We start from the raw sequence: 13697 nt of genomic DNA, 5'->3' as shown, positions 1-13697 counted from the left end.
ACCGACAGCCTAAAGCCAGCGCCATGGCAAACTGGGCAACGTTCTCCGTCGCACTTGCGGTTGTGGTGATCATGCTGGGCGCCTGGACACGGCTGGTAGACGCAGGGCTGGGTTGCCCTGACTGGCCTGGCTGCTACGGTTTCCTGACCGTACCCCAAAGCGAATCGAATATCGCCATAGCCAATGCCCGCTTCCCCGATTCCCCCGTGGATGTGGCCAAAGGCTGGCCGGAAATGATTCATCGCTACGCCGCTGGAACACTAGGTTTGGTGGTATTTGGCCTGGCTGCAGCTGCGGTGCGAAAACGCCGCAGCGGTGTGCCATTCAAGCTGCCCCTGTTCATTGCCGGGTTTATCCTGCTGCAGGGCGCTTTTGGTATGTGGACGGTAACCTTAAAGCTCTGGCCGCAAGTGGTTGCGCTTCACCTTCTTGGCGGCTTTACCACGCTGAGCCTGCTGACCTTGCTGGTTCTGCGCCTAAGAAAATTCGCGACGGCTCAGGGTAGTGATTCTGAACGATCACTTGAAGAACCCATAAAACCCACCGCGAACGCCTCCCGCTTGGCAAGCCTCCGCCCCTGGCTTTATGGCGGATTGTTGCTCATTATTCTGCAAATTGCCCTGGGCGCCTGGACCGCGGCCAATTATGCTGCCGTTGCCTGTACCGATCTGCCCACCTGCCAGGGTGAGTGGTGGCCAAAAGATATGGATTTCCAACACGGGTTCGATATTACCCAGCATGTGGGCCCTAACTATCTGGGCGGGCAGCTCACAGCCCATGGGCGTGTAGCTATACATGTAACCCATAGAGTTGGTGCGTTGGTGGTTCTGGGGTACTTCGCGGTTTTACTGGCGTTGATCTGGCGTAGAAGTGCCAGTGCTGGGCTGCGCGGCCCGGTGCTGCTTGTTGCCGCAGCGCTGGTGACCCAGATTACCCTTGGCCTCGCCAACATTATTTTCCATATTCCCCTGCCGGTTGCAGTGGCCCACAACGCCATGGGTGCCGGGCTGCTGCTGTCGGTGATATACCTGATCTGGCAGCACCACCAGCTGCCTCAAACTCAGGCTGCAAGAGCAACACATACAACAATAATGCATCAGGAGATTACGGCATGAGTGAGCAAGTGGACGTACTGCCGGCCCAGAACACGACCAGCCAATCCGCAAAGAGTATATCCTGGCGGGATTATCTGGAGCTGACCAAGCCCAACGTTGTGGCCTTGATGATCCTGACATCCGCCATTGGCATGCTGCTGGCAACATCCGGCTTGCCCAGCCTGAGCGTGCTGATCTGGGGCAACCTGGGCATAGCCTTTCTTGCCGGTGCTGCCGCCGTGGTCAACCACGTGGTCGACCAGAAAATAGATACCGTGATGGCCCGAACCCGCAAGCGCCCTGTGGCCACCGGCAAAATCTCCCCGGTAGAAGCCATAGTGTTCGCCACACTGCTCGCCAGCGTAGGCATGGTGGTATTGATGTGGCAGGTGAACCATCTCACCGCATGGTTAACCCTGGCTTCTCTGGTAGGTTACGCCGGCGTTTATACCCTGTTCCTGAAACGGGCAACGCCCCAAAACATCACCATCGGTGGCCTCGCCGGCGCCATGCCGCCATTGCTCGGCTGGACAGCAGTAACTGGCCAGGTAGAAGGCCATGCCCTGTTGCTCGTTCTCATCATCTTCGCCTGGACGCCCCCGCACTTCTGGGCCCTGGCTATTCACCGCAAAGAAGAGTATGCGAAAGCCGGCATACCCATGTTGCCGGTCACCCACGGCAATAAATTCACCGAATTGCACATCCTGCTTTACACCCTGATGCTGTTGGCAGTCAGCCTGCTACCTTTCGTCACAGGTATGTCTGGCTGGATTTACCTGGCCGGTGCGCTGGTACTTGGTCTGCGCTTCCTCCAGTACGCCATAAAACTACTGAAAGGCGACGATCGCCGGGTAGCTCTCAACACCTTCAAATACTCCATCACTTACCTGATGGCCCTGTTCGTGGTACTCCTTGTAGACCACTATGTATTTTTCTGAAGCCGGAAAATTTTATGGGGAGGAGGGGGGATGCCTTTTCTGGCGGGAAAAAGATGTCTGAGCGCAGCGAGTTGTTTTTCCCAGAAGAAAAGGCATCCCCCCTCCTCCTTGGCACACTATAAAACCGGCCAAGGCAGTTAACTGGAGCAATAATGAATCGTTCGCTAAAGGTCACGCTGTTTGTACTTCTGCTGTTGGTCGTACTCGTATTTGGCCTGGTAATAGGTCGGCAGGTATTTCTGGTGGACAGCGGGGAGCCAATTCCAGCTCCGGATCTGGCGGAAATGAACACCTATGTTTATGACCAGCCGCGGCCATTGGTCGAGTTCGCGCTTACCAACGAAAACGGCGAAGCCGTTACCCGCCAAAGCCTTCGGGGCAAGTGGACCTTCGCGTTTGTGGGCTACACTAATTGCCCGGATATCTGCCCGGCGGCCATGGCCAACCTGCGCCGTACCGATAAGCTACTTTCGAAAGAGCTACCCCAGCCGGATTACCTGCTGGTCACAGCCGACCCGGAACACGACACGCCTGAAAAGCTGAAAGCCTATACCGGGTTTTTCGGCGAGAACTTCCACGGCCTGACCGGGGATCTGGATACATTGCGTGCGCTGGCGCAAAGTCTGAGTGCCGTGTTTGTACACCGAGACGTCGACGGTGAACTGCTTGTAGATCACAGCGGGCATTTTGCGCTGATAAATCCGGATGGCCAATTGGCGGCACTGATTCAGCCACCCCACAACCCGGAACATCTGGCGGAAGCGTTCGAACGCATTTACCTGTGGGCAAAAGCCAACAGGGAGAACCCGCGTACCTGAGGCGGATAAGCAGCCTGTTCTGCTAAGGTCCGACTGACATAGCTCTGCGACTCGCATAGACTGCTCGGCTGAAAATGCATTCGCCGGAACCGACAGTATGTACAAACAGAACACGACAACCCCGAAAGAGCTCTTTGGCGTTCTGGCCGCAGGGGCCATTGTGCTTATGGTTGTGCACACGCTGGGCCGCTTTGTTTACACCCCGCTGTTGCCCTACCTGATCGACGACGGCCAGCTCACCGCGCCGGAAGGCGCAGCAATCGCCACCTGGAACTATTTAGGCTATCTGATGGGTGCCATGCTGGCGATTCGCTGGCACCGGGTTAGTCATATCCGTATTTTGCTGCCCGCGTTTCTCGTAGTGCATGTGGTAACCACGATCTTCGTTACCCAAACAGACAACCTTACAGCTATCGCCACCGCACGTTGGTTGAATGGCGTCGCTAATGGTGTTGTTTTCGTGCAGGCACCGGCGCTGATTCTAGAGTGGCTGGTGTTGCGTAATCGGTCCAGCATGAGTGGCTTGGTCTACATTGGCGTGGGTCTGGGCTTGCTGCTTTCCAGCGGGCTGGTAACCGGTACCGCGGATTTGCTGGAAGGCGCTGCGCGCTGGTGGCCAGTGGCTCTGACATCCATTCCTTTGGCTATATGGGGCGCTCACCGGCTTATAAAACTGGATGTGCCAGACCAGGAACCAGCCACCAATGGCAAAACCACCACAAATACCCCACTCATAGACAGAGCCAGTATTCCGCTGTTTCTGTCCTACGCCGGCGCCGGTTTGGGTTATATCCTCCCTATGACCTTTCTGCCGTTGTTGGCAAAACTGGAACTGGATGCTGAACACTGGCTGCTCGATGGTGCCTGGCTCATCGTCGCCTTGAGCACCATCCCCGCGGCTTGGGTATGGAACAAGCTCGGCAGCAAAATGGGCGACATTCCCGCCCTGAAACTGAACTTCCTGATCCAGTTGGCAGGTGTTCTGGCCGCTGTGGTTTTGCCGGGCGCCATAGGCATACTGCTATGCGCCGCACTGGTAGGTGGCACCTTCCTTGGCACCGTACTGCTCACCCAACGCCTCGGCCGCGCCTTGCACCCACACCAGGGCCCACGACTGTCTGCTGCCATGGTCGCTCTCTACGGCTTCACCCAAATGGTCGGCCCCTGGCTCACCAAACAATGGCTCGACGCCGGCGGCACCCTGGTATCCGCCTTCGGAATTGGCGTGGGCGCCTTGGTCTTCGGCCTGATCTTCGTGTACTTCGTGCCCCGCCCGGAAGCCTGGCACGCAAGAACGATCCCGCACGATTGAAAAACGTGCTCCCAATAGATCATATCCTCCCAGACCTAAAACAAACCCTGGAGCAAGCCACCACAGCTCTGCTGCAGGCACCTCCGGGCGCGGGTAAAACCACTCGGGTGCCCATGGCGTTGCTGGATGCACCCTGGTTGCAGGGTCGTAAAATCCTGATGCTCGAACCCCGGCGCTTGGCCGCCCGCTCCGCAGCCCGATTTATGGCGTCGCAACTGGGAGAGCAGCCTGGCCAAACAATAGGCTACCGCACCCGGCTGGACACCAAGATATCTGGCGCCACACGCATAGAAGTTGTGACCGAAGGCATTCTCACCCGGCTGATCCAGAGCGACCCCATGCTGGAAGACTACGCCGCTGTGCTCTTCGATGAATTCCACGAACGCTCTCTGCAGGCCGACCTCGGGCTGGCACTGGTGCGCGAGACACAAGAAGCACTGAGGGAAGATCTGCGAGTACTGGTGATGTCCGCCACACTGGACACAGCCCCCATTGCCCGCCTGCTCGGAGATGTACCCGTATTAAGCAGCGAAGGGCGAGCCTTTCCTGTGGAGGTGTTCTATCGCCCGGCGCCCACCACGCAGCGCTACCCAAGGCTGGTCGATCAGGTCGTTGCAGTTGTATCCGAAGCTCTGGCGCAGCAACCCGGCTCGGTGCTGGTGTTCCTGCCGGGTGCAGGAGAGATTCTCCGGGTGGCTCAAGCGTTGGCCGGGCAGGTAGCCTCGAACGTTGTCATCGCGCCTCTGTTCGGCAACCTGAAAGCGGCAGAGCAGGATCAGGCCATTGCGCCGGCTGCAGAGGGCACTCGCAAAGTCGTGCTGGCAACCGCTATCGCAGAAACTAGTCTGACCATTGAAGGCGTGCGGGTGGTGGTGGACAGCGGCCAGCAACGCCGAGCTGTGTTTGACCCAAATAGTGGCATGACACGGCTGATTACTGGCCGGGCTTCCAAAGCTTCCGCAGAGCAACGGAAAGGTCGCGCAGGCCGGGTAGAGCCGGGTGTGTGTTACCGGTTATGGAGTGAGTCGGAACAGTTCGGGCTGGCAGACTTTACGCCACCAGAAATTCGTGAGGCCGATCTGGCGCCACTGGTGCTCGAACTGGCCCAGTGGGGCGCCCGAACGCCGGATAACCTGGTGTGGATCGACCCGCCCCCACCCGCCCATTGGCAGCAGGGTGTGGAACTTCTGCAGTGGCTGGACATGCTGGATGATGACGGCGCAATCACCGATCACGGAAAATCAGCGCGGGGGTTGGGCATTCACCCCAGATTGGCGCACATGGTCTTACTCGGGCGATCGCTTGGGCTGGGCAGGCTGGCGGCGGAGCTGGCCGCGTTGCTGGAAGACAGGGACTTGCTGGGCCCGGGTGCCGGTGCTGACATGCATGAACGCATCCGCGCCCTTCGCGGAGAGCGAGGTTCTCAACGTATAGACCCGCACCGTCTTCAGGCACTGCGCCAGCAGGCCAGGCGTTTGTCAGCGTCTGGCGATAATGAGAAGAACGAACAAGAACTCATGCCAACGGCCACGGAAGTGGGGCGTTTATTGGCGCTCGCTTACCCGGATCGCATCGGCAAACGCCGCCCCGGAGATACACCACGCTACCAGCTCAGCAACGGCAAAGGCGCACTACTGCGAGACGACGATGGGCTGGCCCGGCATGAATGGCTGGTGGCGGCAGATCTGGACGGTAAGGCCAGAGAAGCAAGGATTTATCTGGCAGCGCCAGTGGACCTTGCAACGCTGGAAGCCGATCTCGCGGCTCATATTCGAGAGCAGGATGAAGCGGAATGGGATGATAAACGCGGCACAGTGATCGCCCGCAAAACACGCAGGCTGGGGGCACTGCTCCTTGCCGAAAAACCGCTGGCAAAACCCTCACCGGAACTGATTCAGCAGGGCATACTCGCCGCCGTTCGGCGCAGAGGCCTGGATAACCTGCCCTGGACGCCCGCTGCCCGGCAGTGGCAGGCGCGAGTTGCTATGCTGGCCAGGCACTTTCCCGGGCAGTGGCCGGATGTCAGTGATCAAGCCCTGACAGAATCTCTGGAAGAATGGCTTGGGCCCTTCCTGAGCGGCATCAGCCGCTGGTCTGATCTGGCCAAACTGAACCTGCAGAATGTCCTGAGCAGTGTGCTGGACTACCCGCAACAGCAGCAGCTGGGGGAGTTGGCCCCAACCAGCCTGACCATTCCCACCGGCAGCTCCGTAACCCTGGATTACACCGCAGAGAATGGCCCGGTATTGGCGGCCAAGTTGCAGGCCCTGTTTGGCTGGTTAACGACACCTGCGGTTGCGGGCGGCAAAGTGCCTGTGCTGATTCACCTGCTTTCCCCGGCCCAGAGGCCGCTGGCGGTTACGGCCGATCTGGCCAGCTTTTGGGTTAACGTTTACCCCCAGGTGCGCAAAGACACCCGTGGCCGCTACCCCAAACATCCCTGGCCAGAAGACCCGCTAACCGCTGTTGCCCAGCAGGGCGTTAAACGAAAGCCCCGCCAATAACTACTTGATCATTTTCCGGCTGTTGCTGAGGTACTGTTCGCCGGCGGTGCGCACGGTATCCGGGTCTGCATGCTCGGAGGCCTTGTGGACTTTCTCCAGAGTATCCTCAAGTGCATCAATCTCGTCATCCAGCTTTTGCAGGGCATTTTCAAGAGTGTAGGTGAGTTGGTGTACTTCGTTCATGGCTTCCGGGGTGAGTTCACCGGCCAGCACTTTCTCCAGCTTGGTGTTGTACTCGGAAAAATTGGCAACGGCCTGCTCAAGGGTGTTTGCTGGCTGGCCTTTGAAGTGGCTGCTGTCGCCGGCAAATGCGGGCACGGCGATCAGCAGGGAGGCAGCTACGGCGGTAAACTGGCGAACGATTGTCATGGTAAAGCTCCGTGGTAAGTTAACGCATAATGTAATGCGAATTATTATCAGTTGCGTTACTGAAAGCCATGACCACCGTCAATTTGGCCCACAAAAAAATACTTGCGCCCAAGGTGAAACTGCTTAAAAATTGCGCACTTCACTCAGCGCGATCCCGCCCATGAATTTCGTATCATTTAATATTTTCCGCACACTTGGCTTTCCGGATACGACGGTATTGAAACCGGAGAATTACCTGCGCCATAAAGAATTGCTGCGCAATGCAGACTGGGTGCTATTCCCCGAATACTGGCAGCTCAATGCGTTGGTACATGGCTTGAAATGTCGTGTGTTCCCCAGTGTGGCGAGCTACCACATTGGCCACGACAAAGTGGAAATGACCCGGGCGTTTGAGGCGGTTGCGCCAGAGCACATTCCCTGGACAATCATTGAGGCTAACGGCCCGGAGGAGCGCGAGCACATCTGGAGTGTGATGGCGCTGCCGTTTGTGGCAAAGCTGCCCAAAGCCAGCATGGGCGAAGGTGTGTGGCTGATTGAAACCCGTGACGATTGGCATAAATACTGCGATCGCACCGAGGTCCTGTACGCTCAGGAATACCTGCCGCTGGATCGCGATGCGCGCATTGTGGTGGTGGGCGATAAGGTTGTGACAGCCTATTGGCGCACCCAGGCGGATCAGGGCTTTTACAACAATGTATCCAAGGGCGGCAAGATTGATAACAGCCCGGTGCCGGAGGTGATGACCGATTTGGCGCTGCGGCTTGCCCGAGAGCTTGGCGTGGATCACGCCGGTTTCGATATTGCCTTGGTTGAAGGCTATCCCTTTGTGCTGGAATTCAACCGCTTATTCGGTAATCAGGGGTTGGGCCAGGGCAGCGATCTGAAAGACGCTATTCTGGAATACCTGCAACAGCAGAGTGAGCCCCGGGACCCTGGTGGATCCAACACCCCCGAGCCATTCCACCCTGTGGCGGTTTGAGCCCTGGGTTAGAGAGTTAGACAGTTAAAGGGTTACAGGTTTTCGTAACGGTTAATGTCGAAAATTCCTGCCTGCAGGGGCTGGTGCTCACGGTGCCAGGCGGTAATGTCGTGAAGAATTTCCCAGAATTGTCGGTGGGTGCGGCGTACGCCCCATACGCTCACCAGAGATTCAAACGCTTTTGGTTCCTCTGCCTTCAGGGCCTTCATCCGGTCTTTGAACAAGCCGAGCTGTGCGGCGGGAATGTCGAAGATGAAGTTGGGGTAGCTGCCGATGATTCCCGGGTAGATGGTCAGCTTGTCGTTCTCCGGCTGGTAACGTGAATCCTCTCCCAGCAGGAAGGCGACATTGCTGTGGGCGCGGTCGCGGATAACCGTGTAAACCGTGCGCTGCCCTTCCCCATTGTGAATCCGCAAGAAGGTAACGTCTGGCAGGTAGTTGATTGCCGGGAGGAATTCAGCCCGGGTAGCAGCTAACTCAGACAGTACCTGATCGGCTTCCCGAATCCACTCTGGTTCATCTTTGCGGCCACAGTCACTGCCGCCACAGCGGTTGATAGGGTCATCCCGTTCAGCATTCAGTTTGTGGAATTTCAACAGCATGCGAGCGCCCAGCTCTTCATTAAAAGCTGAAGTGGCATAGGGCACCTGTGAGGGGACCGTATCGTCCATGCTGGCGTAGCTGTAATCCAGTTTTAGCGAACCTGAATCCTGATACCAATTGCGCAAAACCCGATTGCGCTCCCCTGGCGGTATCAACCGGAGGTAATCCTGTTCACCGCCATTCCGGATCAGGTCAAAGTAGAGTCGCGTTTGAACCTGATGGGCCACATTGCCAAACACGTCGAAATTAACCACCAGCTCGTAATAAGTGCGTTCAAACAGCGGGTAATCCATCCACCAACTGGTTAGCGGCACCTGGCCGATGAGCCCGCGCTGTACTGAGGCATTATTGTGGTGGCGGAATACCGTTAACAGGGCGTTGGTATTCTTGCCGTCGCCATCCCAGATATGGTCGAGGGAGGCACCTTTCGGGTAAGCCTCTCTGTAGGCCTGGTTTCGCAGTTCATGGTAGCGGTTACGCTTGCCTTGATAGGTAATCCAGTTTTCCCCCAGATCCAGCAGTGCGCTGTCCTGACCAGGCAATGCCAGTAATGGGTTTACCTTGTCTCGATACTCCGCATCGGTTAAGTAAAGATCGTCTTCCGGATCGTGGTAGCTAACCCAAAAGTGATCCCGGATTACGTCGGTGGCAATCTGGCCACGGCATACCGGCCCGCGAATGAAGGTGCGTGTGAAGTACTCTGCGTTATCCAGCATGAACTGGTAGCGGGCTCTTGCCGGTATGTCTGCAAAGGTTACAAACGGGTTGGCGCGGCTATCACGGCTGTAATCCGGCAGGGTGTCTACCTGCCAATCGCCGGCTTCAAACAGCTCCCGGGTGCGCTCAAAAGGCTTTTCCCCGAACGGGAAGGTGATGTGGCGCTTGTGCACAATGCTGCCGGCAACCGGGCGCAGGCGGTAATACACCGGGCCTTCGGGGTCGTCGTTGGGGCGCCGGGTTGCGATCATGTCGATAGGGGTGCCCGGCACCGTGTAGGAACGCACGATTTCAAAGAAGCGGGTATCGGCCCCCTCATCCTCAAAGTACAGGTGCGCCAGATAAAGATGTTCGTAAATCCAGCGGCTGATCAATTGCTGGCGGGGGCTACGATCATTCAGCCAGGCTTCCCAGCGGTTAATGTGGTTCAGATCGGCGTCATTTAACTTGGCAACCAGCGGGCTGATAGCGCCACCCTGATTAATCCAGCCGGTGAGCGTGGCGTATTCGTCGTCGGTGAGGCCGGTTACGGCCAGTGGCATGCCTTCATAGGGATGGTCGCTGGCGTAATCTGAGAAATCTTCGTTGCTGACACACTGGTTAGCACGGGACAGCCCCAATTCTATGTTTTCGGGCAATTTGCTGTTGGGTGCAAACTCATACTGTTTGCCAAGGCGAATCATGTTCTCGAACAGACTGCGGGTTTGGTCGCCTCGGGCCAGCACGGAGTAAAAGCCCATCTCTCGCCACTGTTGTTCGGTTTGGGCGTCAATGCCCAGGCGGGTGGTTTGTTGGGTGTTAAAGCGGGCGCCGTCGTAAACAGGATCTTTGTGGGCACCGCGAATCAGGCCGTCGGAGTATTCCATTTTGAGCTGGCATGGGGCGTCAAAGCAGCTATGGCAAGCCAGGCACTTGGCTTCCACAATGGGGCGCACGTCTTCGTTGAAACTCACGGGTTGGTGAGTTGCAGTGGGCAATGCTTGTTTGAATGTGGGCGGCGTGGTGTTTTCGGCGCAGCCTGCCAGAAATAGCAGGGCCAGGAATGCAGCTGCAATGAGTTTCGGCATTGGGGGCCTGTAGTCGTCTGAGTTTTGTGAATTATAGACGGTTGAATAGGTGTTCGCTAAGGCCTCTTTATTTGGGGGTAGGTCGAGTAGCCGGGGCCCTTTCTGTCGGGAAAAACAACTCGCTGCGCTCAGACATCTTTTTCCCGACAGAAAGGGCCCCGGCTACTCGACCTGACGGCCATTCTTGAGAGCAGATCGCTGTACAAATTATGGGTAGATGTGCTCATATCTGTGGGGTGGGAAAAGCTTGATTATCGCGCCCATTGCAGGGGGCCAATTTTGGTTTGGTGCCCTTATTCAATATTGCTTTATTACCCCTGGGGGGACCACCATCCATGACCGAGTCAGCCAACGCTAACATCGCCGATTATTACACTGCCGAGACCTTTGAGCGGATCAAGGCGTTTGCGGATACCAAGGAAACACCTTTTGTGGTGATTGATACCGCCACCATCAACCGTCAGTACGACGAGTTGGTAGACGGTTTTCCTTACGCGAATGTGTATTACGCAGTGAAAGCCAACCCGGCTCCGCAGGTTCTGACCATGCTGCGGGACAAGGGTGCAAGCTTTGATATCGCGTCGGTGTATGAGTTGGAAAAGGTTATGAGCCTAGGTGTGACCGGTGATCGGATCAGCTACGGCAATACCATCAAGAAGGCGCGGGATATTCGTACTTTTTATGAGAAGGGTGTTCGTATGTTCGCCACGGACTCCGAGGCGGATTTGCGTAACATTGCCAAGGCGGCGCCTGGCTCGAAGATTTACGTGCGTGTTCTGACCGATGGCACGCAAACAGCAGATTGGCCTCTTTCCCGGAAGTTTGGCTGTGAGAATGACATGGCCATGGACCTGCTGATTCTGGCTCGGGATCTTGGCCTGGTGCCTTACGGCGTGTCCTTCCACGTGGGTTCCCAGCAGCGCGAAATTGGTGCCTGGGACTCGGCTTTGAACAAGGTTAAGGTCATTTTCGAACGCTTGAAGGAAGAAGATGGTATCGAGCTGAAGATGATCAATATGGGCGGTGGTTTCCCGGCGAATTACATCAACCGTACCAACGAGTTGGCGGTGTATGCATCGGAAATCACCCGCTTCCTGAAGGAAGATTTTGGCGAAGATTTGCCTGAAATCATTATCGAGCCAGGCCGCTCGTTGATTTCCAACGCAGGTGTTTTGGTGAGCGAGGTGGTTTTGATCGCCCGTAAGTCGCGCACAGCGTTGCACCGCTGGGTGTTCACTGACGTGGGTAAGTTCAGCGGCCTTATTGAAACTCTGGATGAGGCGATCAAGTTCCCCATCTGGACGGATAAGAAAGGTGAAGGCGAAGACTGTGTTATTGCGGGCCCGACTTGTGACAGTGCGGACATTATGTACGAGCACCACAAATACCCGCTGCCACTGAATCTGGCCATCGGCGATCGTATGTACTGGCTGTCCACTGGAGCCTACACAACCACATACAGTGCAGTAGAATTTAACGGGTTTCCTCCGTTGAAGGATTACTACATCTAAAGACTGAGGGCCTGCTTCATTGGGGTGGGCCGTGAAGCGGGGTGTCTTTTCTTCTGGGAAAAACAACTCGCTTCGCTCAGACATCTTTTTCCCGGCAGAAAAGACACCCCGCTCCCCGGCCTTCGGCCATTGGTGCGGCGCACTACTGCCTTTGCAGGTTTAGTTTGATTGCCAATGGGGAGACGAGTACTCCGTAGGCAATCATTACTGCTATGGCGTGTTTTATGTCGCCGGTCCAGTCTGAGAGTAGGCCGCCCAGCATGGGAACGGTAAATGCTACTGTGTAGCCGACCAGAAAGTTGCCGGCCGATAGTCTGCCGGTTTCGCTGGAAGGCACCAAAAGCGGCGGCAGTGCCACCATCATGATCAGCAGTACGCCAGCAGTGAAGCTCATGAACGTTGCGCTGGCGATTGCCCACCATCCTGTAAACACCAACAAGCCGATTGTTCCCAGCAGGCTGAGTATCAGCATGATGAGCAGTGGGGCTTTTCTTCCTACCCAGTAGCGGGCCATTTTCAGCATCAGCAGCGAAGCTATCACCTGGGCGAAGTTGTACCAGAACAGGGCTTCGGTGAGGTTGTCGAATTCGCCTCTTTGTTCCAGCAGGGCCGCCAGATAGGCGTTGACGCCGAAAAACAGGGCGCCGGATACACCGAGTAGCAGGCCAAGCTTCAGGGTGAGCGGGTTTTTCCAGTCCGGCAGCCAGGCGACTTTTCGGGTGGGTCTTGCCAGATCGCGCTTGGGCAGGAACAGGGCTGCGGCGACCAGCAGTGCGGGTAATGACCATACCAGCATGGTTGCGCGCCAGCTGTTGTCCAGCAGCGGCATGATCACGGGGAGGGTTATGCCTGCGCCGATGAATTCGCCCATCAGCATGCCGTTCATGTAAATGGCCGAGCCGAGCGCCAGGTTTTTGGGTTCCAGCCAGCGGGGGAGCAGTGCCGGTAGTGCGGGCTGCATCATGGCTATGCCTACACCCATAACGGCGCTGGTGAGCATCAAGGTGATGGTGTCGGGTGCCAGCCCGCGGCCCGCGGAGCCGATGACCATAATGAGCATGGCCAGTGCCAGTGTGTTGCGTGGGCCAATGCGGGAAATGGATAGAGAACCAGGCATGGAGCCTATGGCCAGCATAAGGATGGGCAGTGTGGTCAGGGCACCGGTGAGGGTCTGAGACAGTGCCAGCTCATCACCGATAAACGGGGCCAGCGGTGGCGCAACCAGAATGGGGATGCGCAAATAGACCCCGGCCAGCCAAAGTAATATCGCCACCGGCAGCAGGTTTGCTGTCGATGACGGTGCGGATGGCACAGGGTGTTCAGCTACAGACAAGAAAGATCAGTCTTCGCTGGTATCCGGCAAGTAGGCGCCGTCTTCGTCGTGTACTTCCTGACCAGTAACTGGCGGGTTGAATGCACAGATCAGGCGCATGTCTTCAGTGCCTCCACGAAGGGTGTGCTGATCGTGCTTGTCGAGGGCGTACAGCGTGCCGTCGGAGATCTGGTGGGTTTCACCGGTGGCTTTGTCGGTAATGCTTCCATTGCCGGCTACGCAGTAAACCGCTTCCAGGTGGTGCTTGTACCACAGGTTCAGCTCAGCACCGGCAGGGATGATCGTTTCGTGGAAAGAGAAGCCCATGCCGTCTTTTTTCAACAACATACGACGGCTGGTCCAGCCTGGGCCGTGCACTTCACGTTCGGTACCGATGATGTCCTGAATTCTTACAATCTTCATGAGCATTCCTCGTTGCTTGATGGAATAGCCATACAGTATAAACACTCATT

The 13697-nt window shown here is 56.8% G+C and carries 11 protein-coding genes; 7 read left to right on the top strand and 4 right to left on the bottom strand.

Annotation, left to right across the window (positions count from 1 at the left end):
• The first annotated feature begins 23 nt into the window (after positions 1-23).
• The 5 genes from FE848_RS04480 to hrpB all read left to right on the top strand — a co-directional run bounded on the left by FE848_RS04480 (position 24) and on the right by hrpB (position 6666).
• Positions 24-1115, top strand: coding sequence for a COX15/CtaA family protein (locus FE848_RS04480; RefSeq protein WP_200201686.1), 1092 nt, complete (start codon positions 24-26; stop codon positions 1113-1115).
• A complete protein-coding gene (gene cyoE / locus FE848_RS04475; RefSeq protein WP_200201548.1) occupies positions 1112-2032 on the top strand; it encodes a heme o synthase in 921 nt (306 codons plus the stop codon). Before FE848_RS04480 ends, cyoE begins: the two co-directional genes overlap by 4 nt.
• Positions 2033-2184: 152 nt before the next feature.
• A complete protein-coding gene (locus FE848_RS04470; protein ID WP_200201547.1) occupies positions 2185-2850 on the top strand; it encodes an SCO family protein in 666 nt (221 codons plus the stop codon).
• A gap of 97 nt (positions 2851-2947) precedes the next feature.
• Positions 2948-4162 (top strand): YbfB/YjiJ family MFS transporter, encoded by a 1215-nt coding sequence (locus FE848_RS04465; protein ID WP_200201546.1) that lies wholly within the window; start codon positions 2948-2950, stop codon positions 4160-4162.
• A 5-nt stretch (positions 4163-4167) separates the two neighbouring features.
• Positions 4168-6666, top strand: a complete 2499-nt coding sequence (hrpB, locus tag FE848_RS04460; RefSeq protein WP_200201545.1) for an ATP-dependent helicase HrpB — start codon at positions 4168-4170, stop codon at positions 6664-6666.
• Here the strand turns inward: hrpB and FE848_RS04455 are convergent, their stop codons facing one another.
• Positions 6667-7035, bottom strand: a complete 369-nt coding sequence (locus tag FE848_RS04455; protein WP_200201544.1) for a DUF6746 family protein — start codon at positions 7033-7035, stop codon at positions 6667-6669.
• 160 nt (positions 7036-7195) lie between these two features.
• Here FE848_RS04455 and FE848_RS04450 point away from each other — a divergent pair, with 160 nt between their 5' ends.
• The gene (locus tag FE848_RS04450) at positions 7196-8014 is read left to right on the top strand and encodes an ATP-grasp domain-containing protein (protein ID WP_200201543.1); all 819 of its coding nucleotides are present in this window, start codon (positions 7196-7198) and stop codon (positions 8012-8014) included.
• A gap of 32 nt (positions 8015-8046) precedes the next feature.
• Here the strand turns inward: FE848_RS04450 and FE848_RS04445 are convergent, their stop codons facing one another.
• Positions 8047-10401: a fatty acid cis/trans isomerase gene (locus tag FE848_RS04445; protein WP_200201542.1), complete on the bottom strand. Its 2355-nt coding sequence runs from the start codon at positions 10399-10401 to the stop codon at positions 8047-8049.
• A 335-nt stretch (positions 10402-10736) separates the two neighbouring features.
• Between FE848_RS04445 and FE848_RS04440 the strand changes: the two genes are divergently transcribed.
• Entirely contained in the window at positions 10737-11912 is a 1176-nt protein-coding gene (locus FE848_RS04440) for a type III PLP-dependent enzyme (protein ID WP_200201541.1), read from the top strand.
• A 142-nt stretch (positions 11913-12054) separates the two neighbouring features.
• Here the strand turns inward: FE848_RS04440 and FE848_RS04435 are convergent, their stop codons facing one another.
• Entirely contained in the window at positions 12055-13245 is a 1191-nt protein-coding gene (locus FE848_RS04435) for a CynX/NimT family MFS transporter (protein WP_227715144.1), read from the bottom strand.
• Between the two features lie 6 nt (positions 13246-13251).
• Positions 13252-13647: an ectoine synthase gene (locus FE848_RS04430; protein WP_200201540.1), complete on the bottom strand. Its 396-nt coding sequence runs from the start codon at positions 13645-13647 to the stop codon at positions 13252-13254.
• Positions 13648-13697 lie beyond the last annotated feature (50 nt).

The organism is Marinobacter sp. 1-3A, assembly GCF_016597775.1.
In the GTDB taxonomy this organism is placed as follows: domain Bacteria; phylum Pseudomonadota; class Gammaproteobacteria; order Pseudomonadales; family Oleiphilaceae; genus Marinobacter; species Marinobacter xiaoshiensis.
Note: the sequence above shows the minus strand (reverse complement) of the source record. Positions and strands in the feature narration are given on the sequence as shown.